The following is a 26,530-nucleotide window of genomic DNA, read 5'->3' as shown; positions in this document are numbered from 1 at the left end:
GCGGAAGCACGCGGAAGCCCGCGCCGCCCGCAAGCGGTCACCCCGCCCCGGTACTAGCGTGGGCAGCGTGACGAGCAGTCGGCTCCCCACCCCCGCGCGGACACCCGCGACCCCGACCGGGCTCTACGCCCGCGTCGTCCTCCAGTCCCTGGCCGCCGTGGTCGCCGGGTTCGTCGCGATGGGCGTCTTCGCAGGGCTCGGCCTCTGGGCCGCGGGCGCCGCCGACCTGCCCAGCGGCTTCGCGTCCGTCCTCGCCGCGGTCGTCGTCATGGCCTCCGGCGGCCAGGTCGAACTCTCCGGCGACGCGGGCGCCCTCGCCGGCACCCAGGCCGAACTGACCGCCATGCCGCTCACCGTCACCCTGGTGGGCGCACTGGTCACCGGTTTCTGCTTCCTGCGCCCCCTGCGCCACCACGCGGTGACCAGCGCCCGCGAACTCCTGCTCCGCGCGGCGAGCGTCGTCGTGCTCTGGCTGGCCGCCCTCGCGGGCCTCTCGGCCCTCGCCCGCCACGACTTCCCGATCACCATCGGCGGCGGCAACGCCCAGGACTCCCTCATGGACCTCTTCGGCCAGCTCCTGGACGCCGTGAACCCGACCGTCGGCTTCCGCACCGACGTCGGCCCCACCCTCTTCTACGGGCTTTTGTGGATCCTCGGCGTGCTCGTCATCGCCCTCCTCGTCTCCCGCAGGACCCCGCTGCCGTCCCGGCTCCTCCGCTACCAGGAACCCGTCCGGCCCGCGGCCTTCGCGATGCTGCTGCTGCTCCTCGCGTACGTCGTCGTCGGCCTGGTCATCGGGATCGTCGTCGCGGCGACCAAGGGCCACGCCGCGGAGACCCTCGCCGTCCTCCTCCTGGGCCTCCCCAACATCACCTGGCTCGCGCTGGGCGTCGGCATCGGCGGCTCCTGGCAGGGCAAGGCGGAAGGCCCCTTCGGCCTGCCCATGCCGGAGATCCTCGACGCCGTCCTGCGGAGCAAGGGCGACAGCCCGGACCTCTCGACCGTCGACCTGTCCTCGCTCGCCGCCCAGGACGCGCGCGCGTGGTGGCTGCTGCCCGTCGCCGCCGTCCTGGTGCTCGGCGCCGCCTTCGTGGCGGCCGTCCGCTCCCCGGCCCGGATCACGCTCTGGCAGCACTCCCTGCACCTGGGCATCGCCTTCGCGCTCACCATGCTGGTGGCCGCACCGCTCACCCTGGTCGAGGCCCGCTTCGGCCTCTCGGTCATCGGCATCGGCGACCTCTCCTCACTCGGTGGCGAGGTGATCCTCCGCCCGGACGTCTGGAAGACGGCCGGCTTCGCACTCCTGTGGGGCCTGGCCTTCGGATTCCTCGGCGGCCTCCTCGCCTCCCGGGTCCACCGCAAGGGCGAGGTCGACCGGACGGGCCCTAGTCCAGGTCCCTGAACACCGGCCGCGCCCAAGCCGGCGGCGCGGGCGGCGCACCGAGCCGGTCCGGCTCCGACGGCACCACCACCGGGCCGCCGCCGCCCGCCCCCGTCAGGACGGCGCGGAGCTCGGCGACGAACTCCAGGCACGTCCCGTACCGCTCCTCGGGCGTCTTCGCCAGCGCCCTGGCGAACACCGCGTCCGCCGCCGACGGCAGCCCCGGCCGCACCTCGGAGAGCGGGGGCGGCGGATCGTACTGCTGCGCCCACAGCACCGCCCAGTCGGTCTCGCGGCGGAACGGCGGCGCCCCCGTCAGGGTCTCGAAGACCACGCACGCCAGGCTGTAGACGTCGCACCGGCCGTCCACCGGCTTGCCGGAGATCTGCTCGGGCGCCACGTAGTCGAGCGTCCCGACGAACTCGCCCACCGTCGTGAATCCGGTGAGGGACAGCGACTTCTTCGTCAGTCCGAAGTCGGTCAGGTAGACGTGCTCCGGGTGGTCGCCGTCGGTGCCCTCGGCGACCAGGATGTTGCCCGGCTTCACGTCCCGGTGCACCAGGTCGTGCGCATGCGCCGCGTCGAGCGCCGAGGCCACCTGCACCGCGATCCGGCCCGCCTTCACGGGCGGCAGCGGCCCCTCGCGGTCGAGCAGGGCCACCAGGTCTTGCCCCGCCACGTACCGCATGGCGATGTACAGCACGCCCTCCGTCTCGCCCGCCTCGAAGACCGGCACGATGTGCGGGTGGTCGATCGAGGCGGCGACACGCGACTCGTGCGCGAAGCGCTTGCGGAAGGTGTCGTTGCGGGCCAGCTCAGGGGCGAGCAGCTTCAGCGCCACCGTCCGGTCGAGGCGCAGGTCGAGGGCCCGGTACACGACCGCCATGCCGCCGCGCCCGATCTCGCCCTCCACGCGGTAGCCGGCGATCTCCTTGCCGACCAGCCCCGAGGGCCGCCCCGCCGGGATCTCCGGGTCCCCGGTCATCGGCCCTCACCCGCCGGTCCGTTAGGCCCCACGACCTGGGTGGGCGGCGGCCCCGCCGCCACCGCCGGATCCACCTGCGGCACGACCTGCGTCGGCTCGTATCCCGGCGGCGGCGCTCCGGCCCGCTCGCGGGCGTCCTCGCCGGCGTCGTCGGGCGCCTGCGCGGGAGCGGGCGCCGCCGAGGCCGCGTACGTACTGAGCCCGATGCCGTCGCAGTACACCCAGCGCTCGTGCTCCGCGTCGTACAGCCACACCGACTCGCCGTCGACGACCACGCCGACCCGCAGGCCGCGGGTCCGCAGCCGGAAGCCCTCGCCGTCGAGACGGCCCGCGCCCAGCTCCTCCGCCGCCCGCCGGTAGCGGCCGAGCGCGTCCTCGGCGCGGGCGACGAGCGGCCGGGGATCGGCGGTCCTGGTGAGCGGCCGGCCCGCCGCCGGAGGGTCGTCGGGCACGCTCACGAGGAGGCGCGCGTCCACCCACGCGGTCCAGCCGTTGGAGCACAGCACCCGCCCCCAGTCGCCGGACCGCTCCACGAGGCACACCGGCAGGAAGGCGTCGAGCGGCGCCGTGGGCAGCCCCGGATCGGGCGCCTCCCAGGCGGAGAGCCCGGAGCGCGGCACCACATGGGTGGGCCGGAAGTCCGGCACGTCGTACTCGGGTACGGGGACGCTCACGCGCTCACCTCCGGCATGGGGGCCATGGGGCTACCTCCGCATGACGACCGGCTCGTGGCGGCGCAGCAGCCGCGCCACGACCAGGCCGAGGACGAGACAGAGCACCACCATCATGCCCATGTCGAACAGCCAGGCCTCCGCCGTGTGCCGCATCAGCGGATCGGCGGTCTTCTCGCCCGGCGCGATCTTCCCGATGTCGATCGTCGCGCCCATCGCCGCGAACGCCCACCGCGAGGGCACCAGCCAGGCCAGCTGCTCCAGGACGGGCGTGCCGCGCACCTTGAGCAGCGCCCCGCAGAACACCACCTGCACGATCGCGAGGAGGACGAGCAGCGGCATCGTCACCTCCTCCTTGCGGACGAGGGCCGAGACCAGCAGGCCGAGCATCATCGCCGTGAACGCGAGCAGTGCGACCGCGAGGGTGATCTCCACGAGCGGAGGCATCAGGACGCCCTTGCCGCCGGGCACGTTCAGCGGTACGCCGATCAGGGCCACCAGGGTCAGCACCACGGCCTGCACGACGGTGATCGAACCGAGGACCACCACCTTGGAGGCGAGATAGGCGGAGCGCGAGAGGCCGACGGCTCTCTCGCGCCGGTAGATCGTGCGCTCCTTGACCAGTTCGCGCACGGCGTTCGCCGCGCCCGTGAGGACGCCGCCCACGCAGAGGATGAGCAGCACGTTCATGGTCGACTCGGGGTTGAGGCTGCCCTCGGAGAGCGCCCGGGCCATCGCGCCCATCACGAACGGCAGCGCGATCATGATGGCGAGGAAGGTCCGGTCGGCGGAGAGCGCCGCCGCGTACCGCCGTACGAGCGTCCGCAGCTGGGAGCCCCAGCTCTGCGCCTTCGGCGGCGGGGCGGGCTCCGCGCCCCCGACCCCGGCCGGGGAAGCGGGTACGGGGACGTCGGGGCGGACCGTCGCCTCCGCGATGTACCGGCGGTGGAAGAGGGAGGACCGGTACTGCCCGGCCCAGTCGCGGTCCCGGTCGTTCTCGAAGGCCTCGAAGGCCTCCGGCCACTGCGTGAAGCCGAAGAAGCCGAGCGAGTCGGCGGGCGGCCCGTAGTACGCGACCCGGCCGCCCGGCGCGAGCACGAGCAGCCGGTCGCAGACGTCGAGGCTGAGCACGCTGTGCGTGACCACGACGACCGTGCGGCCGTCGTCCGCGAGCCCGCGCAGCATGTGCATCACGGAGCGGTCCATGCCCGGGTCGAGCCCGGAGGTCGGCTCGTCCAGGAAGAGCAGGGAGGGCTTGGTGAGCAGTTCGAGGGCGACGCTCACCCGCTTGCGCTGACCGCCGGAGAGGCTGTGGATCGGCTGTTGGGCGCGCTCCACGAGTCCGAGTTCCCGGATCACCTCGTCGACCCGGGCCCGCCGTTCGGCCGGGGCGGTGTCCTCGGGGAAGCGCAGTTCGGCCGCGTATCCGAGGGCCCGGCGGACGGTGAGCTGGAGGTGCAGGATGTCGTCCTGGGGGACGAGCCCGATGCGCTGACGCAGCTCGGCGTAGTCCTTGTAGAGGTCACGGCCGTCGTAGAGCACCGTGCCCCGGTCCGCCGGGCGCTGGCCCGTGAGCGCGCCCAGGAGCGTCGACTTCCCGGCGCCGGACGGCCCGACGACCGCGAGCAGGCACTTCTGGCCCACCGGGAACGACACCTCGTCGAGCAGCGTGCGGCGCCCGCGGTCGACGGTCACCGCGAGCGACCGGACGTCCAGCGAGACCTCGCCGGTGTCGGTGAACTCGACGAGCTGCCCGCCGATCAGACAGAACGCGGACCTGCCGATGCCGACGATGTCCTCCGGCGTCACGCGCGCGTCCACGACGGGGGCGCCGTTGAGGAAGGTGCCGTTGTGACTGCCGAGGTCGTGGATCCAGTACGTGCCGTCGGGATGGGCGAGGAGCTCGGCGTGCCGCCGGGAGACGACCAGGTCGGCGACGACGACGTCGTTGTCGGGCGCGCGCCCGATCCGGATGCTGTGGGTCGGCAGCGGCCGCACGGACGTCGGCTGCCGGAAGGTCCCGGTCGCGGCGGGATACGAGACGGAGGGCGGCCGGAGGATCTTGGGCCCGGGCCCGGGGGCGGGTTCCGGGGCGGGCTTCGGCCGGAAGCCGACGGCGGGCGGCTCCGGCAGGGGGAGCGGCGCCTCGGCCGGGAGCCCCTCCACGACCGCCGGGGAGGGCGGGGCCTCGGGCGGCACTTCCCGTACGGCCTCCGGGGGAGGCGGGGGCGGCAGAAGAGGCGGGTCGCCCGGCTCCTGTACGACGGGGGGCGGTTCCCGCACGTCGCGCGGGTCCGCGTCCCGGGCCGGGGCGCCCGTCGAGAGCACCGCGCGCGGTCCGTCGGCCGGATGCCCGAACCGTACGACCGTTCCGGGACCGACCTCCCGCGCGGGGGCGACCCGCAGACCGTCCGCGAACGTGCCGTTCGTACTGCCCTCGTCCGCCAGGGTCCAGTGGCCGTCGGCGGCGCTGAGCACCGCGTGGTGCCAGGACGCCCGGGCGTCCGCGAGCACGATGTCGCTGGTGGGGTCGCGCCCGATGCGATAGACGCGGCTCGGGTTCATGAGCGTCGCGTCCCCGTCGATCTCGAGGACAAGATCGGGCGCCGCGGGCACGACGGGCCGCTCTGCCATGCGTGAATTTTATCCGCCGGTGCCGACGGCCGCCCGGGATGAAGCCGTCGGTGCCGGCCGCCGTCCGGGGAAGGAGGCGTCGGTGCCGGTCGCCGCCGGGGAAGGGGACGTCGGTGCCGGTCGCCGCCGGGCGGAGCCGCCGGGACTCATCGCCGCACGTGAAGGCGACGCCGGTAAGGTGGGCGTCCGCCGCGCGAGCGGCCCGACCGAGGAGGACGCACCCGTGCCGAAAGGTGTCACCAGGCGGCGGCCCCGCACCCGCGCGGCGCTCCTGAAGGCCGCCCTGGAGACCTTCGCCGAGCACGGCTTCCACGCGACGACGATCGAGCAGATCTGCGAGGCCGCCGGCTACACCCGGGGCGCGTACTACTCGAACTTCGCGAGCAAGGAAGAACTCTTCCTCGCCCTCTTCGACGAGCACAGCGAGCGGACCGTACGACGCCTCGCCGAGTCCATCGACGCGCTGACCCCCGACGAGTACACCCTGACCCGGCTCGCGGAGCTCGCCGCCCGCGTCGAACCGGACGAGCGCGCGTGGTACCTCGTCACCACCGAGTTCACCCTGCACGCCATCCGCGACCCGCAGGCCGCCTGGGTGCTCGCCCGCCACGACGAGCGGCTGCGGGCCGAGATCGCCCGCGGCCTCACCCTCGTACTGCGCCGGGCCGGGCGCGAACTGACCGTGGAGGCCGACCGGTTCGCCCGCCTCCTCATCGCCCTGCGCGAGGGCGGTCTCGCGCAGAGCTACGTGGAGCCGGCCGAGCTCCCGCCCGGCACCCTGGAACGGCAGTTCCTCGTGCCGCTCCTGGAGGCGACGACCCGAGAGCTCCCCGGCCCGGGCCCCGAGGGTCAGTCGAACAGGTCGGGGTCGGACGCGGTGATCTGATCCCACAGCGGGCGCGCCTGGAACCAGCCGGCCAGGTGCCCGCCGATCTGCCCCCGGGTGAGCAGGGCCGTCTCGCGGTCGATGAGCTGCGGGGTGCCCGCCGCCATCGCGAGGAGCTGCGCCTGGCAGGAGCGTTCCATGGTGACGAACCACCACACGGCCTCGGCGACCGAGTGGCCGACGGTCAGCAGCCCGTGGTTCTTGAGGATGACCGCCTTGTGGTCGCCGAGGGCCTTCGCGACCCGCTCGCCCTCCTCGGTCTCGTTCACGACGCCCCGGTAGTCGTCGTAGATCCCGTGGTCCTCGAAGAACGCGCAGGCGTCCTGGGTGATCGGGTCGAGCGGGATGCCGAGGCTGGAGAAGGCCTTGCCGTGCAGGGAGTGCGAGTGCGCGGCGGCGATCGCGTCGGGGCGGGCGGCGTGGACGCGGGAGTGGATGACGAACGCGGCCCGGTTCACCGGCCGGCGCCCTTCGAGGACGTTCCCCTCGTGGTCGACCAGGATCAGGTCCGAGGCCTTGATCTGGGTGAAGCTCATGCCGAACGGGTTGACCCAGAAGGCGTTCGGGTCGCCGGGGTCGCGGACCGTGATGTGCCCGGCGACGCCCTCGGAGAAGCCGAACCTCCCGAAGATCCTGAATCCGGCGGCGAGCTGCTCCTTGAGGTACGCGCGCTCCTCCTCGACGGACCCGAAGGTGGGCGGCAGTGGGATGACCGCCCCGTCGGGCAGGGGCCCGACGGCGGCGGCGATCGCGGGAGGCACGGTGCTCATGACGGCTCCTCGGTGAGCGTGACGCGGGGTGGTGCACGGCGCGCCAAAAGATACAGAGATGTATCCGATACGCCAATGCATCAGTTGCCGTTGTGGCGTACGGCTCAGCCGGCGGGACCCGGAACCGGGGGCGGCGAGCCCCCGGCTCACGGCACCCGGCTCCCCTCCGCCGTCAGCTCGTCGGCGCCCCGAACCGGGCCAGGTAGTGCCAGACCCTCTTCACGTCCTGCTGGTCGTACCGCCCCGACGCCGCCGCCTCCTGCACGATTCGCGGGTCGAGCACCCCGTCGACGGCGATCCGGGCCGCGAGCTCCACGTACTCCGGCCCCCGGAAGTCGGGGTACCGCCGCAGCTCGTCGACGGAGACGCGGAAACCCCCGTGCCACTCCACGGGACACGGCAGCCGCCGCGCCGCCTCCTCCACCTCCGTACCCCGGTGGCTCGGGTCCAGAACCAGTGCCTCCACGTCCCGCCCGATCACGACGGGGCCGTGGACCTGCGCCTCGATGTAGTCGTCGAGCGGGTCCTGGTCGTCGGCCTCGGCGAGGGCGATCAGCCGCATCCGGGACGCGACGCCGAAGTCCTCGGGCTCCAGGAAACTGTCCGGGTAGCAGAAGCTCGCGCGTTCCGCGGCGGCCGCGGTGAGCCGCAGATGGGCGGAGCCGAAGCGGGGAGCGGCGCCGAAAGGGCGGCGGCGGAAGTCGAGGGCGCCGTACACCGGGCGGGTGTCCGCCGGGGCCGCGTCGTACGCTCCGCCGAAGATGCGGCTCTCCCAGCGCCAGCGGTCCCCGCCGGGGCGGGCGGTGAGGCCGCCGTTGCTCGTACCGGTGACGAACTGGGAGCGGTAGACCCCTTCGTCCGCGAGCCGGTCCAGGAAGTGCGGATGGAAGTTGAGGGTGACCCGCAGGCCGGGGTCGAGCGGATCGCCGGTGGAGCGGTCGGCGACGTGGGCGAGGGCCTGCCGGGCATGATCGTGAAGGGGTGTCATCGGTGCAGTGTGCGGGAGGGGAAGGGCTTGCGGCCCGCGGTTTTCGGTGGCTACGGTCGCGGGGCGAGGGGGAAAGCGCTTTCTCCCTCCCTGTAGGACCCACACGCCCCGCACCCGCCCTGGAGACCACCGCGTGACCACCGCCGACGTCCTGATCTACACCCGCACGGCGGGATACCGCCACGACTCGATCCCCGCCGGAGCCACCGCCCTCGTCGAGCTGGCGGCGGAGCTGGGACGGGCGGCCGAGGTCACCGAGGACCCGGCGGCCTTCACCCCGGAACGCCTGGCGGGCCGCGCCGCCGTCGTCCTCCTCTCCACGACCGGCAACGTCCTGACGCCCGAGGGGCGCGCCGCCTTCGAGGCCTACCTCCGGGGCGGCGGCTCCCTCCTCGCCGTCCACGCGGCCGCCAACGCCGAACCGGACTGGCCCTTCTACGGCGAACTGCTCGGCACCCGCTTCGACGGCCACCCGGAGATCCAGCCCGGCACGGTCCTCGTCGACGACCGTGACCACCCGGCGACCGCGCCGCTCCCGGAGCGCTGGGACCGGACGGACGAGTGGTACAACTTCACCTCGGACCCCCGGGATTCGGGCGGTTCCGTACGGGTCCTCGCCCGGGCCGACGAGACCACCTACCGGGGCGGCACGCACGGCGCCGACCACCCGCTGGTCTGGTGCCGGGGGATCGACCGGGGCCGCGTCTTCTTCACCGCCCTGGGCCATGCGTCGGAGACGTACGGCACTCCCGTCTTCCGGGCCCACCTCAGGGGAGCCCTGGCCTGGCTGACGGCTGATCACGACGGCGACGGACGCCTTCGGTAGGCGCCCGGGCGCGCGCCCGTGACGCGCTTGAAGGCGACGCCCGGCGCGCTTTCGGAGCCGTATCCGACGGTCCCGGCGAGGGCGGCGAGGGTCTCGCCGCCTCCGCGCGGCTGACGGGCCGCGAGCTCGATGCGCCGGCGCGTGAGGTGCTCCAGGGCCCCTGGCCGACCGTGGACTTGAAGCGCGCGGCCGGGGCGGACCGGGACACCGCGCAGGCGTGCGCCGGTTCGACGACGGTCCACGCCCGCGTCGGGTCCTGGTGCAGGGCCGTCAGGGCCGCGGCCGCCACCGGGTCGGCGGGACCGGCCGGCCCCCCGTCACGGCCTGCGACTCGCGGGCGAGGTGCAGGCGCAGGACGTGGACGAGCGTGACGGCGGCGAGCTGTTCGGCGACGAGGCCGAAGGCCACGGGCCGGTCGGCGAGCTCCCGCTCGATCGCGGCGAGCGCCCACCGCACCGTCTCCGCGTGCGGCGAGTCGGCCGGGATGCGGATGGCCGGGGGCAGCCGGTCGAGCAGCAGCGCCTGCGCGCGGTCCCCTAAGGAGAACCGGCCCCCGACGAGAAGCGTGTCGTCGCCCCTGCCCGCCCGGGCGACACCTGCGGCGCGAAGGGGGCCGGCCCGGAGGCGTGGCCGCGCACGCCCTCAACCCGGAGCCGGCCGACCGGCTCCGGAGTGCGGCGCGGGCCGCCCCGGAGTCCGTTCGACGGTCCTGTTTGCCGTACGGAGCGCCGTCGGGAGGCGTTCCGGAGATGTCCTGGCGGAGGTGTTTGCATTAGCCCGCGTATGCAATTATTGTCTACGAAAGTAAGGCGCGCTTGCATCTAGATGGTCCGGGTGCGGCGCTCGCGCGACCGGTGGTCCCTTTCCGCCGGTCATCCCCCGTAAAGGCACTGTCATGTCGCTCAAGAACCTCCTTCCCGGCCGTCTCGGCTTCGGCACCGCCCCGCTCGGCAACATGTTCCGCGCGATCCCCGACGAGGAGGCCCGCGCCACCGTCGAGGCCGCCTGGGACCACGGGATCCGCTTCTACGACACCGCCCCCTTCTACGGCGCCGGCCTGGCCGAGACCCGTCTCGGCGAGGTCCTCGCCGCCAAGCCCCGCGACTCCTACGTCCTGTCGACCAAGGTGGGCCGCGTGATCCTCGACGAGCACGAGAGCGCCGCCCGCGACCTCGGCGAGAAGGGCGGCCTGTTCGAGCACGGCAACCCGAACAAGATGGTCCACGAGTGGACCGCCGAGGCCACCGAGCGCTCCATCGAGGACAGCCTCAAGCGCCTCGGCACCGACCGTCTCGACATCGTCTGGGTCCACGACATCGCCCAGGACTTCCACGGCGACGCCTGGCTCGGCAAGTTCGAGGAGGCCCGCACCGGCGCCTTCCGGGTCCTGTCCCGGCTGCGGGACGAGGGCGTCATCAAGGCCTGGGGCCTCGGCGTCAACAAGACCGAGCCGATCGAGCTGACCCTCGGCCTCGACGAGCCGCGGCCCGACGGCTTCCTCCTCGCCGGCCGCTACACGCTCCTCGACCACGAGCACGCCCTGACCCGGCTGCTCCCCATGGCCCAGGCGCAGGGCGTCGACATGGTCGTCGGCGGCCCGTACAGCTCCGGCATCCTCGCCGGCGGCACCCACTTCGAGTACCAGCAGGCCCCGGCCGAGATCATCGAGCGCGTCGGGAAGCTGAAGGCCCTGGCCGAGAAGCACGGCGTCTCCATCAAGGCCGTCGCCCTGCAGTTCTCCCTGGCCCACCCTGCCTCCGCCGCCGTCATCCCCGGCGCCACCCGGCCCAGCCGCATCGCCGAGGACACCGCCGCCCTGGACGAGGCCGTCCCGGCCGCGTTCTGGACGGACCTCCGCGCGGCCGGCCTGGTCAGCCCGGCCGCCCTCCTCCCCGACAACGCCTGACCCTCCCGCATCCCACCCCCGCATCCCCCCACAGCAGGAGAAGAACCATGGCCTCCACGTCCGTCAGCCGCGTCGTCCCCGCAACGCCCCAGAAGGTCTGGGACCTCATCGGCGGCTTCGACGCCCTGCCCGACTGGCTCCCCTACATCCCGCAGAGCACCGCGCTCGAAGGCGGCCGTGTCCGCCGCCTGACCAACCCCGACGGCGACGTCATCATCGAGCGCCTCGTCGGCTTCGACGAGGCCGAGCGCCACTACAGCTACGCCATCCTCGAAGCGCCGTTCCCCGTCACCGGCTACGTCTCCACCCTCCGCGTCCACACCGTCCCCGGCCGCGACGACGTCGCCGAGGTCCAGTGGTCCGGCCGCTTCAACCCGGACAACGTGACCGACGCCGAGGCCGAGGAGCTGTTCGCCGGCATCTACCGTGACGGCCTCGAAGCCCTCCACCAGGCCCTCTCCGCCTGACACCCCCACACGACCGCCGGCCCGGGCACGCCCCACGCGCATCCGGCCGGCGGTCGGGCGCGTCGTGGATCCGCGTGCGGGGCCCCGGATCGCGCATCCCGTCCCGCGCTCCACCCTGGCCGGGCCCCTCGCCCTCGTCCTCGTACCGGAACGGGTGCACCGCAAGGTCCTCGTCACGATGCCGGTCGCCGAGGGGGCCTGAGCGGACCGGTGGTGGCCGGGTCACCCCACCGCGTCACCCCTGTTGCGTCCCGCCCCCGGGAGAGCGGAAGGTTACGGACGGGGGCCGATGGCAGGAGGAGACACGTCATGGGCATCGCCACCGTGAACCCGGCGACCGGCGAGACGCTGCGCACCTACGAGGCCCACGGGCCCGAGGAGGTCGAGCGGCGCATCGCCGCCGCGCACGAGGCGTACCGTCAGTACCGCACGACGTCCTTCGCCGAACGCTCCCGGCTCCTGCGCGTCGCCGCGACCCTCCTCGACGAGGACAACGAGGACATCGCCCGCACGATGACCGTCGAGATGGGCAAGCCGATCGCCGCCGCCCGCGCGGAGGCCGCCAAGTGCGCCAAGGCCATGCGCTGGTACGCGAAGAACGCCGAGCAGCTGCTCGCCGACGAGCACCCGGCCGACAGCGACGTCCAGGACTCCGGCGCCGACGTGGCCCGGGTCCACTACCGGCCCCTCGGCCCGATCCTCGCCGTCATGCCGTGGAACTTCCCGCTCTGGCAGGTGATCCGCTTCGCCGCGCCCGCGCTCATGGCGGGCAACACCGGCCTCCTCAAGCACGCCTCCAACGTGCCGAGGACCGCGCTCTACCTCGGCGACCTGTTCCGCCGCGCCGGCTATCCCGACGGCTGCTTCCAGACCCTCCTCATCGGCTCACGCGACGTCGAGGCCGTCCTGCGGGACCCCCGCGTGGTGGCCGCCACCCTCACCGGCAGCGAACCGGCCGGCCGGGCCGTCGCCGCCGTCGCGGGCGACGAGGTGAAGAAGACCGTCCTGGAGCTCGGCGGCAGCGACCCGTACATCGTCATGCCCTCCGCCGACATCGTCGGAGCCGTGAAGACCGCCGTCACCGCTCGCGTGCAGAACAACGGGCAGTCCTGCATCGCCGCCAAGCGGTTCATCGTCCACCACGACGTGTACGACGACTTCTCGGAGCGCTTCACCGCCGCCATGAACGCCCTCACCGTCGGCGACCCGCTCGACGAGTCCACCGACGTCGGCCCCCTCGCCACCGAGCAGGGCCGGGCCGACGTGGAGGCGCTCGTCGACGACGCCGTCGCGCGCGGCGCCACCGTCCTGTGCGGCGGACACCGCCCGGAGGAACCGGAGCTCCGGAGCGGCTGGTACTACCGGCCCACGGTCCTCACCGGCATCACCCCGGACATGCGGATCCACCGGGAGGAGGCCTTCGGGCCTGTCGCCACCGTCTACCCGGTCAGCGACATCGAGGAGGCCGTGGCCGTCGCCAACGACTCGCCGTTCGGCCTGAGTTCCAACGTCTGGACGCGCTCCCAGGAGGACATCGCGTTCTTCGTCCGCGACCTGGAGGCGGGCGGCGTCTTCGTCAACGGCATGACGGCCTCGCACCCGGCGCTGCCCTTCGGCGGCATCAAGCGCTCCGGGTACGGACGGGAGCTCTCCGGCCACGGCATCCGCGAGTTCTGCAACGCGACCACGGTCTGGCAGCGCGCCTGACCCGTCGCCGGTTCAGACCACGGCCCACTCCAACAGCCTTTCCGCCGGCCAGGTGTTGACCACCCGGTCCGGCGGGACCCCGCACTCCTCCGCCCGCGCGCAGCCCAGGATCTGCCACTCCAGCTGACCGGGCGCGTGGGCGTCCGTGTCGACGGCGAAGCACGTGCCCGCCGCGACCGCCGCCCGCAGCAGCCGGCGCGGCGGATCGAGGCGCTCCGGACGGCTGTTGACCTCCACCGCCGTCCCCGACTCGGCACAGGCGGCGAAGACGCGCTCCGCGTCGAACTCCGACTCGGGCCGCAGCCGCCCGCCCGCCACCAGACGTCCCGTGCAGTGTCCGAGCACGTCCACCAGCGGGTTGCGCACGGCCCGTTCGAGCCGGCGGGTCATCGACCGGGCGTCCATCCGGAGCTTCGAGTGGACCGAGGCGACCACCAGGTCCAGGCGCCCGAGGAGCTCCGGTTCCTGGTCGAGCGAGCCGTCGTCCAGGATGTCGCACTCGATCCCGGTGAGCAGCCGGAACGGCGCCCACTCCTCGTTGAGCCGGGCCACCACGTCCAGTTGCTCCCGCAGCCGCTCGGGGGACAGGCCCCGCGCCACCGTGAGCCGCGGCGAGTGGTCGGTGAGCACCGCCCACTCGTGCCCCAGCGCCGCCGCCGCGCGCCCCATGTCCTCGATGGTCGCGCCGCCGTCGGACCAGTCCGAATGCAGATGGCAGTCGCCGCGCAGAGCCGCCCGCAGCGCCTCGCCGCCGTGCCCGTCCGACTCAGCCGGTCCGAGCGAGGCCTCCCACTCCTCCTCCAGGTGCGCCAGGTACTCCGGCACCCGCCCCTCCAGGGCCTCGCGCACCGCCGCCGCCGTCTTCGGGCCGACGCCCTTCAGCGACTCCAGGGTGCCCGCGGCCGCGCGCCGCGCCGCCTCGCCCTCCGGCAGGGCGGCGACGGCCGTGGCGGCCGTACGGAAGGCGCGCGCCTTGTAGCCGGGCGCCCGGCCGCGTTCGAGCAGGAACGCGATGCGGTTCAGGGCGGCCACGGGATCCACGGCGACCTCCTCACCCACCGCCGGGGGAGGACTCGGCACCCACCGGCGCGGGCCCGATCTCGCACCACACCGCCTTGCCCTCGCCCCGCGGCTCCACACCCCACCGCGAGGCCAGCGCGTCGATCAGGAGCAGCCCACGGCCCGAGGTGGCGGCCTCGCCGGGGGTACGCCGCCGGGGCCAGGCGCTCGACCGGTCCTGCACCGAGAGCCGTACCCGCCGCACCGGCTCCGGCAGCACCTCCAGGGTCAGCACCGCCCCGCCCTCGGTGTGCAGCAGCACGTTCACGAGGAGCTCGCCCGTCAACAGCTCGGCGTCGTCGACGAGTTCCGGCATGCCCCAGTCGCGCAGCGCCTGCCCGACGGCCGCCCGCGCGTCCGAGAGGCCCTGCGGGTCGGCCTGGTGGATGTACTGGTGGATGCGCGGCGCCCGGGGCGTGCCCGGGTCCGGGCTGCGCCGCAGCACCAGGAGCGCCACGTCGTCCCCGGAGCCCCACCGCTCCCAGAGCCTCTCGGAGAGGTGGTCGGCGAGCGCCTCCGCCTGCGGCGGACCACTGCTGATCGCACTCGACAGCGCGGCGAGACCGGACTCGATGTCCGCGCCGGGCTGCTCGACGAGCCCGTCCGTGCACAGCACCAGCGTCTCGCCGGGCACGAGGTCGAGCCGCGTCTCCGGGAACTCCTCGTCACCGAACACCGTAGCCAGACCCAGCGGGAGCCCGCCCCGCAGCTTCGGCTGCCCGACCCGCCCGTCGGTGTGCCGGATCAGCGGACCCAGATGCCCGGCCCGTACGGCACGCAGGGTGCCGCTCGCCAGATCCACCTGCGCGTACGTGCAGGTCGCGAAGCGGTTGGTGTCCAGCTCGGCGAGGAACCGGGAGGCCCGGGCGAGGACCGTCGACGGGGCGTGCCCCTCACCGGCGTACGCGCGCAGGGCGATCCGCAGCTGCCCCATGATCGCGGCGGCGTGCGTGTCGTGACCCTGCACGTCGCCGACGACGATCCCGACCCGGCCGCGGGGCAGCGGGATCACGTCGTACCAGTCGCCGCCGACCTGCCGTCCGCTCCACGCCGCGTGATAGCGGACGGCGATCTGGCCGCCGGCGAACTGCGGGATCCGGCGCGGCAGCATCGTCGCCTGCAGCCCGGTGGCCAACTCCCGTTCCTCGTCGAAGAGGATCGCCCGCTGGAGCGACTGGGCGACGATCGCCGCGAGCCCGAGGGCGAGGTTGCGCTCGTCGGCGTTGAACGAGGTGCGGCCCCGGTAGAACAGCGCCATGCCGCCGAGCGACCGCGCCTGCGCCACGAGGGGGAGGTAGCACGCGGCCCGGAACTCCAGGCGCGCCAGGTACGGGGCGAGCTCGGGGAAGTCCCGCCCGAGCGAAGGGAACGAGGAGACGAACCGGGGCCGCCCGCTCAGTACCGTCTCGGCCAGCGGCAGTTTCCGGTCGAGCCGGCGGCTGCGGAAGTCGTTGAGCACGTCGAGGGATTCGCCGCTGAGCGCGATGATGTTGAGCGAGCCGTTCTCGACGAGGCCGAGCGCGAGGCCGTCCGCGCCGAGCCGGGCGAGGCCGCCCGGACCGGTCAGGGCGGCCGTCACGTCGTCCACGGTCACCGCCCGCGACAGCGCGTTCGTCGTCCGCTCGACGATGTTCGTCTGGACCTCGCGCCGCTTCTCCAGCTCCTGCACGAAGGCGAAGTGCGCGACCTCGGCGGTCGTGTCCCGGACGACGCCGACGATCCGCCGGGCCCGGCCGTCCGGCGAGCGCAGGATCCGCGCCTGCACGTGCGTCCAGTGGGGTGATCCGTCGGCCTGCGGAATCGGGAAGTGCGCCGTGTACGAGACGGCGCCGCCCTTCACGGCCTGCCGTACGACACCGTCCAGCTTCGCCCGCTCGTCGGGGTCCAGACGCGTCACGATCGACGCCGGCCGCCCGTCGAAGGCGCCCGGGGTCACGCCGAAGACCAGCAGCCCGGACTCGTCGACATCGATGGTGCCCGTGTCGAGATCCCAGTCGAAGCTGCCGGTCCGGTTCATGGCGAGCCACTCGGCGGGCCCGATCTCGCCACTGCGCGTACGCCGGTCGTCATCGGTCATCCTCCCCATTGTCGAACCAGCACCCCGCCGACGCCATGGCGGTGACACGGCGTGGCGCGAGTTCGCCGTCCCGGAGGAACCCGAGGGCGTCGCACTCCGGCCACCGCACCGGGGCAGAATGGGCCGGTGCAGCCGCCCTACCGCGTTCTCGGTCCCTGCCAGGCCCTCCGTACCGACGACGGGACGGAGGCCGTACTGAGCGGTGCCAGGCTCCGCGCCCTCCTCACCGCGCTCGCCGCGGCCGGCGGGCGCGCGGTCGGCCCCGGCACGCTGATCGACCAGATCTGGGCCGACGGCGACCCGGCCGACGACCAGGACCGTACGGCCGCGCTCCAGGCCCTCGTCGGCCGCCTGCGCCGGGCCCTCGGCCGTGAGGCCGTCGTCTCCGCCCCCGGCGGCTACCGGCTCGCCGCAGACCCGGACTCCGTCGACCTGCACCGCTTCGAACGGCTCGCAGCCGAAGGAACCGCCGCCCTCGCCGCGGGCCACGCCGAACGGGCCGCCGCGCTCCTCGACGAGGCCCTGGGGCTCTGGCGCGGCCCCGCCCTCGCGGACCTGCCCGGCCGGGACACCGACCCCCTGGTCGTACGGGTCGAGCGGCGGCACGCCCAGGCGCGGCGCGACCGGCTCGCCGCCGACCTGGCCCTCGGGCGGGCCGACGCCGTACTCGCGCCCCTCGCCGCGCTCGCCGCCGGACAGCCCCTCGACGAACCCCTCCAGGCACTCCGGATCCGCGCCCTGCGCGCGGCCGGGCGGCCCGCCGAGGCCCTCGCGGCGTACGAGGAGGTACGCGCGGCCCTCACGGACCGCCTCGGCACGGACCCCGGGCCCGAACTGCGCTCCCTGCACGCCGAACTCCTCACCGGGGACGGACCCGTGAGGCCCGAGCGCGCGGTCGGCCTCCCCGCCCGCCTGACCTCCTTCATCGGCCGGGCCGACGAACTCGGCTCGCTCGCCGCCGTCTGGCACGGGCGGCGGCTCGTCACCCTCACCGGGCCGGGCGGCGTCGGCAAGACGCGGCTCGCCCTGGAGGCGGCCGGCACGTACGAAGGGCCCGTCCACCTCGCCGAACTCGCCTCCGTACGCGAGGAGTCCACGGTCGGCCCCGCCGTCCTCACCGCGCTCGGGGCCCGCGAGACCCAGCTCTGGCACACGCCGCCCGTCACCCCGATCGACCCGAAGGACCGGTTCGCCGCCCTCGTCGAGCACTGCGCCGGGCGCCGGATGCTCCTCGTCCTCGACAACTGCGAGCACGTCGTCGCCGAGGCCGCGGACCTCGCGCAGGCGCTCCTCACGCGCTGCCCGGGCGTGACCGTCCTCGCCACGAGCCGCGAGCCCCTGGGGGTGCCGGGGGAGGAGGTACGGCCGCTGGGTCCGCTGCCCATGGACATGGCGCTCCGGCTCCTCGGGGAGCGGGGCGCGGCCGCGCGCCCGGGGTTCGCGGTGACGGAGGACCCGGAGGCGGCGGAGGAGATCTGCCGCCGGCTCGACGGACTGCCCCTGGCGATCGAACTGGCGGCGGCGCGGCTGCGGATGCTGTCGGTGAGCCAGATCGCGGACCGCCTCGACGACCGCTTCCGCCTCCTGACCTCGGGCGCGCGGACGGTCCTGCCGCGCCAGCAGACCCTGCGGGCGGTGGTGGACTGGTCGTGGGACCTCCTCGACGAGACCGAACGGGCGGTGCTGCGACGGCTTGCGGTGTTCACGGGCGGGTGCGATCTCCCGGCGGTCGAGGGGGTGTGCGCGGGCATCGAGGTTCGGGGCGTCCGGGATGCTCCGGGCGCCGACGCGCCGGGCACCGGCATGCCGGGTGCCCACGTGCCCGCCGCCGACGTCCTGGATCTGCTCGGCGCCCTCGTCGACAAGTCGCTCGTGGTGGCCGCGCCCGACGACGGCGGCGGGATGCGGTTCCGCCTCCTGGAGACCGTGGCCGAGTACGCGGGGGAGCGGCTGGACGAGGCCGGGGAACGGGCCGCGGTCGAGCGGCGACACCTCACGTACTACCGGGAGCTCGCCCGCCGGACCGACCCGGAACTGCGCGGCCCGGACCAGCTCGCCGCCCTCGCCCGCTTCGAGCGGGAGCACGACAACCTGCGCGGCGCCCTGCGGACGGCCGTGGTGCTCGGCGACGAGCAGGAGGTGCTCTGCCTCGTCCACGTGCTCAGCTGGTTCTGGCAGCTCCGCAACCACCAGGGCGACGCCCACACCTGGGCCGCCGAGGCCGGCCGCCTCGGCCCCGACCCCTTCCAGGAGCCCGTCCGCCCCGCCGAACCGCTGGAAGGCCGCTGCGTGGACGCGCCGCCGCCGTGGACCGGCGAGCGGTTGTGGGAGGCCCGGCGCGGCGGCCGGCTGTACGCCCTCGCGACCGAGGGCATCGACGCCGGCACCCTCGAACGGCCCGAGACCCGTGCCCGGCTCGCCGCCCTGATCGCCGCGTACCGCCCCGGTCTCCCGCAGACCTGTCGCCAGCCGGGCACGATGTGGTACTTCGCCCGGCTCATGACCGGCGAGCTCACCGGCCTCGACGAGACCCTGACGCTGATCGTCGACGCCGCCCGCGCCCACGGCACCGGCTGGGACCTGGGCTTCGCGCTCCTCATGCGGGCCAAGCTCGTCGGCCGGGGCGCCGACGCCGCCGAGGCGCTTGCCCTCTTCGAGGCCGCGGGCGACTCGTGGGGGATCGCGGAGTCCCTCGCCGCCCGGGGCGAGGCGTACGAGCGCGAGGGCCGGCTCGCCGAGGCCGCCGCCGACTTCGAGGGGGCCACCGACGCCGCCGTCCGCGTCGGTGCGCGCTCCCAGGTGCCGGTGTTCAGGGCCCGCCTCGCGGCCGTACGGCTCCGGCTCCGCCCGGAGGGGGACGCGGCGGCCGAGCGGCTCCTGGCCGAGGCCGCCGACGAGGCCGGGCAGTGGGGCGCCGCCGCCGCCGGTGCCGCCCGGACGCTGCTCGCCCAGCACTACGGAAACACCGGGCGCACCGGCCTCGCCCGTGCCCAGCTCTCCCTCCTGGAGGAGGAGTTCGGGGAGGTCACCCCGGAGCTCTTCCGGGGTCTCGTCGGCGGGGCGTGGGCGTGGCTCGACTGCCTCGACGGCGCCCACGACCGTGCCCTGTCACGCCTCGCGCGGGCCGTCGTGGACATCGAGACCCTCGCCCACCTGGTCGCCCCGTACCTCGTCGTCGCCCAGTTCGGGACCGCCGCCTGGGCCCGGGGCGGACGCGGCGCGCCGGGCGACGCCGAGACGGGGGCCCGGCTCCTCGGCGCGTACGACACCCACGCCGACCATGACGCGGGCGGCGGCTTCCGTCCCTTCACCGCGGAGACCGAGGCCGCGATCCGCGCCCGCGCCGAGGCGGTGCTCCGCGCGGCCCTGTCCCCGGAGGCGTACGGCCGTGGGTACGAGGAGGGCGCGGGCCTCTCCCTCAGGGCGGCGGCCGCCCTGGTCCGGGAGTCAGGCCCCGTCGAGTGACAGGCGTTCGCGCGCCTCGGCCAGGTCCTCCGGGGTCGGCGCGTCGTCCTGGGCGAGACGGCGGCGCCAGTACCCGGTGAAGTGCACCGACCGCCGGTCGACACCCCGCTCCTCCACGAGGTGCCGCCGCAGCCCGCGCACCGCCGAGGCCTCGCCCGCCAGCCAGGCGTACGGCCGGCCGCCCGGCAGGGTGTCCGCCCGCACGGCCGCGGCCGGCGAGTCGCCGTCGCGCAGGCGCCGCACGGTCAGGTCGCCGGCCGTCGGGAGCGGCTGCTCCTCGGCCGCGTCGGGCAGCTGGAGGTACGCGACGGCCCGGTGTCCCGGCGGAAGCGCGGCGACGACCGTGGCGAGCGCGGGGAACGCGCAGGCGTCGGCGTACAGGAGCGTCCAGTCGCCCGCGCCCGGATCGACGGGCACCGCGAAGGCCGCCGACGGCCCGAACATGCCCAGTGCGTCCCCGGGGCGCGCCGACCGCGCCCAGCGCGTCGCGGGGCCGGCGTCCGTGTCCTCCCCGTGGAGGAAGAAGTCGATGGCGACGGTTCCGGCCGCCGGGTCGTGCGCCCGGAGGGTGTAGCTCCGCATCCATGGGCGCACTTCCTCGGGGAGCGCCGCGTAGGCCCCGTACCAGCGCATCGCGTCGCCGTCGGACCCGGGCTCGGGCAGGACCGGCTCGGCCTGGCCCGGCCGCGGGAAGAACAGCTTCACCTGCTGGTCGGGGCCCGCGAGGGCGAAGCCGCCGAGACTCGGACCGCCGAGGGTGACCCGCCGCATGCGCGGGGTCACCGGGCGGACGGCGGTCACCCGAAGGCGGTGCAGGGGCAGGGGCATCGTCGACTCCTCGGTTCGAACGGGTTCGGCCTCCCACGTTCCCGGGCCCTGTCGACACGCCGCCGACACCCCGGCGACACGCGGTCACCGCCGCCGGGGCCCTCGGACCGGCCGCCCGCGTCGGCCCCGGATGCGCGCACGGGGACCGGACACGAGAATGGCGAGTGCCGGACGAACACGTAGGAGGCGGCATGAACGCTGAGCCCGACAAGACGTCCATGGGGGAACGCCCGACGCCCGACAGGATGCTGCACGCTGGTTCGGAGGGCGAGATCACGGCGGAGGACCTGGTCCTCGCCTCCGGCCGTGACGTGAACGAGAAGACCCTCGCCTGGGCGGAAGCCCGCATGGCGAAGAAGGGGCGGCGCACCTCCATGGACGAGCTCCTGCCATAGGACCTGTCCGGCCTTCGGGCCGGTCCTCTCGCTCATCCCCTCTCACGGGCCCCGGATCGGTCGCCGTACCGAACCGGGGCCACGGGCGTCCCGGAGGCGTCCCGAGGCTTCCACATTTGTGGAACACGTTCTACCGTGTCCGCCGTCGCGCGTCGCACCGCATGAGGACGCCACAGGTAGCCGCCGCCGGACGCCGCCACGGGAGGACGCCATGCACCTCGAGTACACGCCCGCACAGAACAGCCTGCGCGCCGAGCTGCGGGGGTACTTCGCCGAGCTGGTCCCGGACGACGTCCACACCCGCTACGCGGACCCGGCCGCTCAGAAGCGCTTCTACCGCGAGACCGTGCGGCGCCTCGGCACGGACGGCTGGCTCGGGGTGGGCTGGCCCACCGAGTACGGCGGGCGCGGCCTCACGCCCATGGAACAGTTCATCTTCTTCGACGAGGCCGCGCAGGCCGGAGTGCCGCTGCCGCTGATGGCGCTGAACACCGTCGGCCCCACGATCATGCAGTACGGCACGGACGAGCAGAAGGCGTACTTCCTGCCCCGGATCCTCTCCGGCGAGATCGACTTCGCCATCGGCTACAGCGAGCCCGACGCGGGCACCGACCTGGCCGCCCTGAAGACCCGCGCGGTGCGGGAGGGCGACACGTACGTCGTCAACGGGCAGAAGATCTGGACGACGAACGGCGACACCGCCGACTGGGTCTGGCTCGCCGTCCGCACGGACCCGGACGCCCCGCCGCACAAGGGCATCACCATGCTCCTCGTGCCGACGAGCGACCCCGGCTACTCCTGCACGATCATCAACACGCTCGCCTCGCACGACACCACCGCGAGCCACTACGACGACGTCCGCGTCCCCGTCTCCCGCCGTGTCGGCGAGGAGAACAAGGGCTGGCGGCTCATCACCAACCAGCTCAACCACGAGCGCGTCACCCTCGCCGCGCACGGCACCATGGCGATCCGCGCCCTCCACGACGTCCAGCGCTGGGCCGCCGACACCACACTCTCCGACGGCCGCCGCGTCATCGACCTCCCCTGGGTCCGCCGCACCCTGGCCCGCACCCACGCCCGCCTCGACGCGATGAAGCTCCTCAACTGGCAGATGGTGAACGCCGTCCAGCACGGCACCCTCACCCCCCAGGACGCCTCCGCCGTCAAGGTGTACGGCTCCGAGGCCCGCCGCGACGCCTACGCGGCCCTCATGGAGGTCGTCGGCTCGGCGGGCGCCCTCAAGGAGGGCTCGGCGGGCGCCGTCCTCCACGGCGAACTCGAACGCGGCTACCGCTCGGCCGTCATCTTCACCTTCGGCGGCGGCAACAACGAGATCCAGCGCGAGATCATCTCCTGGATCGGCCTGGGCATGCCCCGCGTCCGCCGCTAGCTCGGACGGCGGCCCGGGCTTCGCTGTCGGCGCCCGGGCCGGCTCCGAACGTCCGCGGCTCAGACGGGCGGCGTCAGATCGCTGTCGCTGATGGTGTACGTCAGCGGGGGGTAGACGAAGTCCGTCTCGTGGTTCTCGCGGCGCCGCAGTCGGTAGAACTCGGTCCTCTGTTCGTCGTCGGCCGGCATGAGGCGCGCACCCCGCGGGAGGTGTGCGTGTCCGTCGCGAAACCTGACCAGGGTTTTCGACGTGCGGAACGTGACGCCCAGCCATGGGTTGTCCGCCGTCTCCGTCCGGGCGGGCGCGGTCCATACGATCTTGTGCTTGAGACGCCGGTTCGCGTCGACGGAGAACGCGACGACACTGTTGTGGGCGAGAGGGATCTCGGACTTCTCGCCTCCGGCCCCCTTCGATTCGAAGACGAGCTTCCTCGTCGGTCCTGCTTCGGGACGCTCGTAGCAGGAGAAGACGGCGATGAACGAGCCGTCGGCCAGGTCGAGGGCCTGGTCGGAATGGCTGCCCATCGTTTTGTAGGCGTTCGTGTAGCTCTCGATGAGGGCGTTGTTGAAGCCGACGGGAAGCGCTGCGCGTTCCTGGACCTGTTGCGCCAGCCGTTCGTGCACCGGGCCGAAACGCTGCGCCGGGTTTCCGTATCGAGTGGTGGTGCGGACGAGAGGCACGCCGCCCGCCTCGTCGATCCTGGTGAGTGTGGCGCCTCGTCTGCCTTTGCCCAGGTCTTCCCAGTGAGTGGACGCGGACAGCTCCGCGAAGAGGTTCTCCTCGGTCGGCAGAGCGCACGAGAGGATCTCGTCCGAGATCCTAGGCTCGGGGGGCAACGTAGTCTCCCGTGTTCATGCTGAAGAGGAACCTGTCGCCGTAGTCGATGAAGGACGTGGACCTGTTCTCCTCGGCGTACAGCCTGCGCAGCTCGTCCATGCCGGCCGGTGTGGGGGGTTCCAGCCTCACCAGACCTCCTGCCCTCTTGAGGAACGTTTCGCCGTCCTTGTGGACGGCTTCGGTGCTCGAACAGCGCACCACGTATCCCAGGCGGGTCGGAAGCAGCGCGGCGTCCAGCGTCGAGGGCCGGATCTCGTGCGTGTACAGGCGATTGGTGGACAGCGGCACGAAGAACACGGAGCCGGGGTGGAGAGTCACGCTGAACTGCGCGGGGAGCGCCACCCCGTCGCGTTCCGCGGTCGGGTCCTTGAGGTGGAAGCGGAGTCGGGTCAACCCGCTGACACCCTTCACGCCGTAGTCGAAGGCGTCCCCGGCCAGGGGCTCCAGCCCGTCGAGCCGGTCATAGAACGTGCAGAAGGCCATGACGCCGTTGACGGGCATGTCCTTGGTCTTGTCGGCATGGGACGAGATCCTGGCCTTGGACTGCTTGCGCTCGGCCGTGGCAAGGGTGTTGTGGTAGGTCTGGGCGAGGACGTGATTGAGCGGCGCCTGGTCCCGGAAGACGGAGGCGGCCTCGCGGTTCAGGGCCTCGACGATGTGCGTGTCGGTCGGGCGGAAGCCCTCGGTCGGCCCCGAGAGGTTCGTGGAGCAGCGGAGCAGGCGGAAATGCAGTTCGTCACCGTCTTGGGCGACGGGCGTCAGATAGATTCCGCTGCGATGAGCCGTTCCGGGCTTCGTGGACTCCGTCAGGGACTGGAACTCGTGCTCCGTACGGATCCGTTCGAAGTGATCGGTGCCGAGTCCGAAGAACCGGCGGTAGTACACGCCGACGCCGTGTACGCGGAGGGGGACCCGGCCGAGGCCGACGAGGTTCCAGGACGCGTCGAGGTCCTCGTGCCGGCCGTGCGACAGCTCCCGGACGACGAACACCCGGGCAGCCGCGTCGAGCCGGCGGCCGTTGATCCCGGATATGTCGCCACACAGGTAGACGGTCTTCTGCGCGAGGTCGGTTGAACCGGAAGCGAGATCCTCCGGCGTGATCACGGACCCGAAGAAGTCCTCGATCAGGTCGTCGTCCTTCAGCGCCGACGGCGCGACCAGGATGTTGCTCGCGTCCTCGATACGGGCTTCTGCAGTGGTCACGGTCCTCGTCACCGTCCTGGTGTTCAGCGGTATTCGCAGAGGTAGGCGGTCTCCACCGCCACCTTGAGCTGGAACCGGCTCTCGCCGGGAACCTTGAAGTGGGACCCGGCGGCGTACGTCTCCCACTCGTCGGCGCCGGGCAGCCTGACCGTCAGGGCGCCGCTGACCACGTGCATGATCTCCGGCGCCGCGGTGCCGAACTCGTACTCTCCGGGAGCCATGACGCCGATGGTCGCCGGGCCCTCCTCCTGGGTGAACGCGATCGACTTGACCGTGCCGTCGAAGTACTCGTTGACCGTGAACATGGGCGTCCTCGTGTGAGTGGGGCGGATGGGGTGGCCGGGAGATCGTGTACCGGCCACGGGTAGGGGAACCCTAACGGCGCGGGAGCGGTCGTCCGGTCGCCCGCCCGGTTCATCTCACCTGCTGGACGGAGCTGTTCGGCGGGGCGGTCAGGTCGTCGGACGGCCGCCGAAGGACCAGTCGTGGACCTCGATGTCGGCGTACCGGTCGGGGGTCCGCAGGACGGCCGCGGCCGCCGCCGCGTCCGGGGCGCGGACCAGGGCCGCCGTGCCCACCCAGGTGCCGCCGTCGTCGGACAGCAGGGGGCCGTAGGCGATCAGGTCCTCCCGGTCCGCCGGAGGGGTGAGGTCGACGGGCTCGCCCTCCCCGAGGCCCAGGACCAGGTACCGGTTGCCGCCCTCGCGGCCTCCGGGGAACTCCCACATCGTCCGGCCCAGCGTGTTGCGCCACCGCCGCAGCAGGACGTCCCGGTACACCCCGGCCTGGTAGTTCGGCTCGTCGAAGGCGAACGCCCGGGCCGCGGCCGCGTCGGGAAGGTCGACGATGTGCACGCTCCCCGTGCACCTCTCGGCCACCGGGTCGAAGGTCGGCCCGCGTGCGATCAGCTGCTTCGCGAAGCCGTCCATGTACGTCCAGTGCGCCTCCAGGAGGACGTCCCTCAGAGGCATGGACGCGGACCGGTCACGGTGGTGGCAGAGGAATTCCATGGGGCCAGGATGTGGTGCCCGGAGCGATCATGTCGAGGGAATTAGGTGCGCGTCACGGCCCGTGACGCGCACCCGTCCAGGAGCGGCCGTGGTCCGACGCGTACGCCCTGAACACCTCGTCGGAAGGACCGCCCGTGCGCAGGAAGCGTTCGTCGAGGACGGTGGCCAGGTCGTCGAGTGCCGTGCGCAGGACCGACGCCGAGAGCCGGACGTCCGGATGGCGGGCCCGCTCGGCCCGCTCCGCCAGGTCCACGGCGTCGCGGAGCCGGGCGGCCAGGGAGATGCTCTCCTGACCGTCGTAGAAGTAGTACGACTCGGCGTACTGCAGGAAGTCGACGGTGACCGTCGCGAACACGGAGGCCAGGCCGTCCAGGAGCACGGCACCGCCGTCGGAGTCGAGGACCTCGACCGTGAGGCGGTTGCGGCCCAGATGGGACAGGCGCAGCGCGAGCGCCCGGCGGCGGGCGAGGGCCGGATAGATGCCGAGGACCCAGGCGACGGTCGCCGACAGCAGGGCGAAGCCCACCAGGGCCTCCACCGGGGCGAGGATCCGCAGCCACTGCGAGGTCGGAGCGATGTCGCCGAGCCCGAGGGTGGCCAGGGTGACCAGCGAGACGTACAGCGCGTCGACCGGGCCCGCGTGGTCGGCGGGGACGAGGCCGGGGGCGTACGAGAAGTCGTCCGGCATGTGGGGCCAGTAGATGAGGCCCCAGCCGACGGCGATGACGAACGCCCAGACGGTGACGACCGTCATCATGCCCACGGGCCCCGCCAGACCGACCGGCCGCAACCGCGGCCCGCGATGGGCCGAGAGTCGCCAGACACCCAGCATCACCAGGCGGCTCAGCCCGCCGTGCCGGGTCGGGTGCCAGATGGTGTGGAAGACGTCCCGCAGGATGAAGAGGATCAGCGCCGCTCCCGCGAGGACGGGCAGCCACGTCATGCGGGCACCGTCCGCCCCGCGCAGGTCCGCGCGGGCGGACCGAGAAGCTTGCTGGCCATGCTTAGAGGATGCGCGGCCGGGCGGCACCCCGCACGGGGACGG

At 73.6% G+C, this 26,530-nt stretch carries 24 protein-coding genes and 1 pseudogene; 10 read left to right on the top strand and 15 right to left on the bottom strand.

Annotation, left to right across the window (positions count from 1 at the left end):
• The first annotated feature begins 67 nt into the window (after nt 1-67).
• Entirely contained in the window at nt 68-1,402 is a 1,335-nt protein-coding gene (locus ACFYX3_RS15040; protein ID WP_389012884.1) for a streptophobe family protein, read from the top strand.
• Here the strand turns inward: ACFYX3_RS15040 and ACFYX3_RS15035 are convergent.
• Genes ACFYX3_RS15035 through ACFYX3_RS15025 form a run of 3 tightly spaced genes read right to left on the bottom strand, consistent with a single transcriptional unit; the run spans nt 1,386 to nt 5,671 of the window.
• Entirely contained in the window at nt 1,386-2,366 is a 981-nt protein-coding gene (locus tag ACFYX3_RS15035; protein WP_389012881.1) for a serine/threonine-protein kinase, read from the bottom strand. The two genes, ACFYX3_RS15040 and ACFYX3_RS15035, sit on opposite strands and share 17 nt — an antisense overlap.
• Entirely contained in the window at nt 2,363-3,040 is a 678-nt protein-coding gene (locus ACFYX3_RS15030; protein ID WP_382657400.1) for a hypothetical protein, read from the bottom strand. Before ACFYX3_RS15030 ends, ACFYX3_RS15035 begins: the two co-directional genes overlap by 4 nt.
• Before the next feature lie 30 nt (nt 3,041-3,070).
• A complete protein-coding gene (locus tag ACFYX3_RS15025; protein WP_389012877.1) occupies nt 3,071-5,671 on the bottom strand; it encodes an FHA domain-containing protein in 2,601 nt (866 codons plus the stop codon).
• Nucleotides 5,672-5,894: 223 nt separating this feature from the next.
• Here ACFYX3_RS15025 and ACFYX3_RS15020 point away from each other — a divergent pair, with 223 nt between their 5' ends.
• Entirely contained in the window at nt 5,895-6,557 is a 663-nt protein-coding gene (locus tag ACFYX3_RS15020) for a TetR/AcrR family transcriptional regulator (RefSeq protein WP_116165691.1), read from the top strand.
• Here ACFYX3_RS15020 and ACFYX3_RS15015 read toward each other — a convergent pair.
• Entirely contained in the window at nt 6,521-7,327 is an 807-nt protein-coding gene (locus ACFYX3_RS15015) for a class II aldolase/adducin family protein (RefSeq protein WP_389012874.1), read from the bottom strand. The two genes, ACFYX3_RS15020 and ACFYX3_RS15015, sit on opposite strands and share 37 nt — an antisense overlap.
• A gap of 172 nt (nt 7,328-7,499) precedes the next feature.
• On the bottom strand, nt 7,500-8,315 hold the full coding sequence (locus ACFYX3_RS15010) for a DUF3626 domain-containing protein (RefSeq protein WP_389012871.1): 816 nt from the start codon (nt 8,313-8,315) through the stop codon (nt 7,500-7,502).
• Between the two features lie 133 nt (nt 8,316-8,448).
• Between ACFYX3_RS15010 and ACFYX3_RS15005 the strand changes: the two genes are divergently transcribed.
• Nucleotides 8,449-9,141, top strand: coding sequence for a ThuA domain-containing protein (locus ACFYX3_RS15005; RefSeq protein ID WP_389012867.1), 693 nt, complete (start codon nt 8,449-8,451; stop codon nt 9,139-9,141).
• On the opposite strand, the gene ACFYX3_RS15000 is transcribed toward ACFYX3_RS15005, so the two are convergent.
• Entirely contained in the window at nt 9,114-9,383 is a 270-nt protein-coding gene (locus ACFYX3_RS15000; protein WP_389012864.1) for a helix-turn-helix domain-containing protein, read from the bottom strand. The genes ACFYX3_RS15005 and ACFYX3_RS15000 overlap by 28 nt on opposite strands.
• 28 nt (nt 9,384-9,411) lie before the next feature.
• Nucleotides 9,412-9,675: pseudogene (locus tag ACFYX3_RS14995) on the bottom strand (cupin domain-containing protein); the annotation flags it as partial.
• A gap of 361 nt (nt 9,676-10,036) precedes the next feature.
• On the opposite strand from ACFYX3_RS14995, the gene ACFYX3_RS14990 reads away from it, so the two are divergent.
• From ACFYX3_RS14990 to ACFYX3_RS14975, 4 genes are all read left to right on the top strand, one after another.
• On the top strand, nt 10,037-11,047 hold the full coding sequence (locus ACFYX3_RS14990; RefSeq protein WP_389012861.1) for an aldo/keto reductase: 1,011 nt from the start codon (nt 10,037-10,039) through the stop codon (nt 11,045-11,047).
• A 47-nt stretch (nt 11,048-11,094) separates the two neighbouring features.
• A complete protein-coding gene (locus ACFYX3_RS14985) occupies nt 11,095-11,514 on the top strand; it encodes an SRPBCC family protein (RefSeq protein ID WP_389012858.1) in 420 nt (139 codons plus the stop codon).
• A gap of 64 nt (nt 11,515-11,578) precedes the next feature.
• Entirely contained in the window at nt 11,579-11,716 is a 138-nt protein-coding gene (locus ACFYX3_RS14980) for a hypothetical protein (RefSeq protein WP_389012855.1), read from the top strand.
• A gap of 107 nt (nt 11,717-11,823) precedes the next feature.
• On the top strand, nt 11,824-13,221 hold the full coding sequence (locus ACFYX3_RS14975) for an NADP-dependent succinic semialdehyde dehydrogenase (protein WP_389012852.1): 1,398 nt from the start codon (nt 11,824-11,826) through the stop codon (nt 13,219-13,221).
• 12 nt (nt 13,222-13,233) lie between these two features.
• On the opposite strand, the gene ACFYX3_RS14970 is transcribed toward ACFYX3_RS14975, so the two are convergent.
• On the bottom strand, nt 13,234-14,262 hold the full coding sequence (locus ACFYX3_RS14970) for a PHP domain-containing protein (protein ID WP_389012849.1): 1,029 nt from the start codon (nt 14,260-14,262) through the stop codon (nt 13,234-13,236).
• 10 nt (nt 14,263-14,272) lie between these two features.
• A complete protein-coding gene (locus ACFYX3_RS14965; protein WP_389012846.1) occupies nt 14,273-16,357 on the bottom strand; it encodes a SpoIIE family protein phosphatase in 2,085 nt (694 codons plus the stop codon).
• 126 nt (nt 16,358-16,483) lie between these two features.
• Here ACFYX3_RS14965 and ACFYX3_RS14960 point away from each other — a divergent pair, with 126 nt between their 5' ends.
• Nucleotides 16,484-19,822 carry an ATP-binding protein gene (locus ACFYX3_RS14960; RefSeq protein WP_389012843.1) on the top strand — a complete coding sequence of 1,113 codons (3,339 nt, stop codon included), beginning with the start codon at nt 16,484-16,486 and terminating at the stop codon, nt 19,820-19,822.
• On the opposite strand, the gene ACFYX3_RS14955 is transcribed toward ACFYX3_RS14960, so the two are convergent.
• Nucleotides 19,805-20,650: a siderophore-interacting protein gene (locus ACFYX3_RS14955; RefSeq protein WP_389012840.1), complete on the bottom strand. Its 846-nt coding sequence runs from the start codon at nt 20,648-20,650 to the stop codon at nt 19,805-19,807. The two genes, ACFYX3_RS14960 and ACFYX3_RS14955, sit on opposite strands and share 18 nt — an antisense overlap.
• Before the next feature lie 191 nt (nt 20,651-20,841).
• On the opposite strand from ACFYX3_RS14955, the gene ACFYX3_RS14950 reads away from it, so the two are divergent.
• On the top strand, nt 20,842-21,045 hold the full coding sequence (locus tag ACFYX3_RS14950) for a hypothetical protein (protein WP_116162880.1): 204 nt from the start codon (nt 20,842-20,844) through the stop codon (nt 21,043-21,045).
• Nucleotides 21,046-21,256: 211 nt separating this feature from the next.
• The gene (locus ACFYX3_RS14945) at nt 21,257-22,435 is read left to right on the top strand and encodes an acyl-CoA dehydrogenase family protein (protein WP_389012835.1); all 1,179 of its coding nucleotides are present in this window, start codon (nt 21,257-21,259) and stop codon (nt 22,433-22,435) included.
• A gap of 59 nt (nt 22,436-22,494) precedes the next feature.
• Here the strand turns inward: ACFYX3_RS14945 and ACFYX3_RS14940 are convergent, their stop codons facing one another.
• The 5 genes from ACFYX3_RS14940 to ACFYX3_RS14920 all read right to left on the bottom strand — a co-directional run bounded on the left by ACFYX3_RS14940 (nt 22,495) and on the right by ACFYX3_RS14920 (nt 26,428).
• Nucleotides 22,495-23,271: an alpha-ketoglutarate-dependent dioxygenase AlkB gene (locus ACFYX3_RS14940; RefSeq protein WP_389012832.1), complete on the bottom strand. Its 777-nt coding sequence runs from the start codon at nt 23,269-23,271 to the stop codon at nt 22,495-22,497.
• A complete protein-coding gene (locus ACFYX3_RS14935; protein WP_389012829.1) occupies nt 23,255-24,475 on the bottom strand; it encodes a hypothetical protein in 1,221 nt (406 codons plus the stop codon). The genes ACFYX3_RS14940 and ACFYX3_RS14935 overlap by 17 nt, the downstream gene beginning before the upstream one ends.
• Before the next feature lie 23 nt (nt 24,476-24,498).
• On the bottom strand, nt 24,499-24,780 hold the full coding sequence (locus ACFYX3_RS14930; RefSeq protein ID WP_116162889.1) for a pyrimidine/purine nucleoside phosphorylase: 282 nt from the start codon (nt 24,778-24,780) through the stop codon (nt 24,499-24,501).
• 147 nt (nt 24,781-24,927) lie between these two features.
• Nucleotides 24,928-25,485: a YciI family protein gene (locus ACFYX3_RS14925; protein ID WP_389012825.1), complete on the bottom strand. Its 558-nt coding sequence runs from the start codon at nt 25,483-25,485 to the stop codon at nt 24,928-24,930.
• Between the two features lie 52 nt (nt 25,486-25,537).
• Complete coding sequence (locus ACFYX3_RS14920) at nt 25,538-26,428, bottom strand: potassium channel family protein (protein ID WP_389012822.1); 891 nt, start codon at nt 26,426-26,428, stop codon at nt 25,538-25,540.
• Nucleotides 26,429-26,530: the final 102 nt, after the last annotated feature.

The organism is Streptomyces sp. NPDC002463 (genome assembly GCF_042889835.1).
Taxonomy (GTDB): Bacteria; Actinomycetota; Actinomycetes; order Streptomycetales; family Streptomycetaceae; genus Streptomyces; species Streptomyces nymphaeiformis.
Note: the sequence above shows the minus strand (reverse complement) of the source record. Positions and strands in the feature narration are given on the sequence as shown.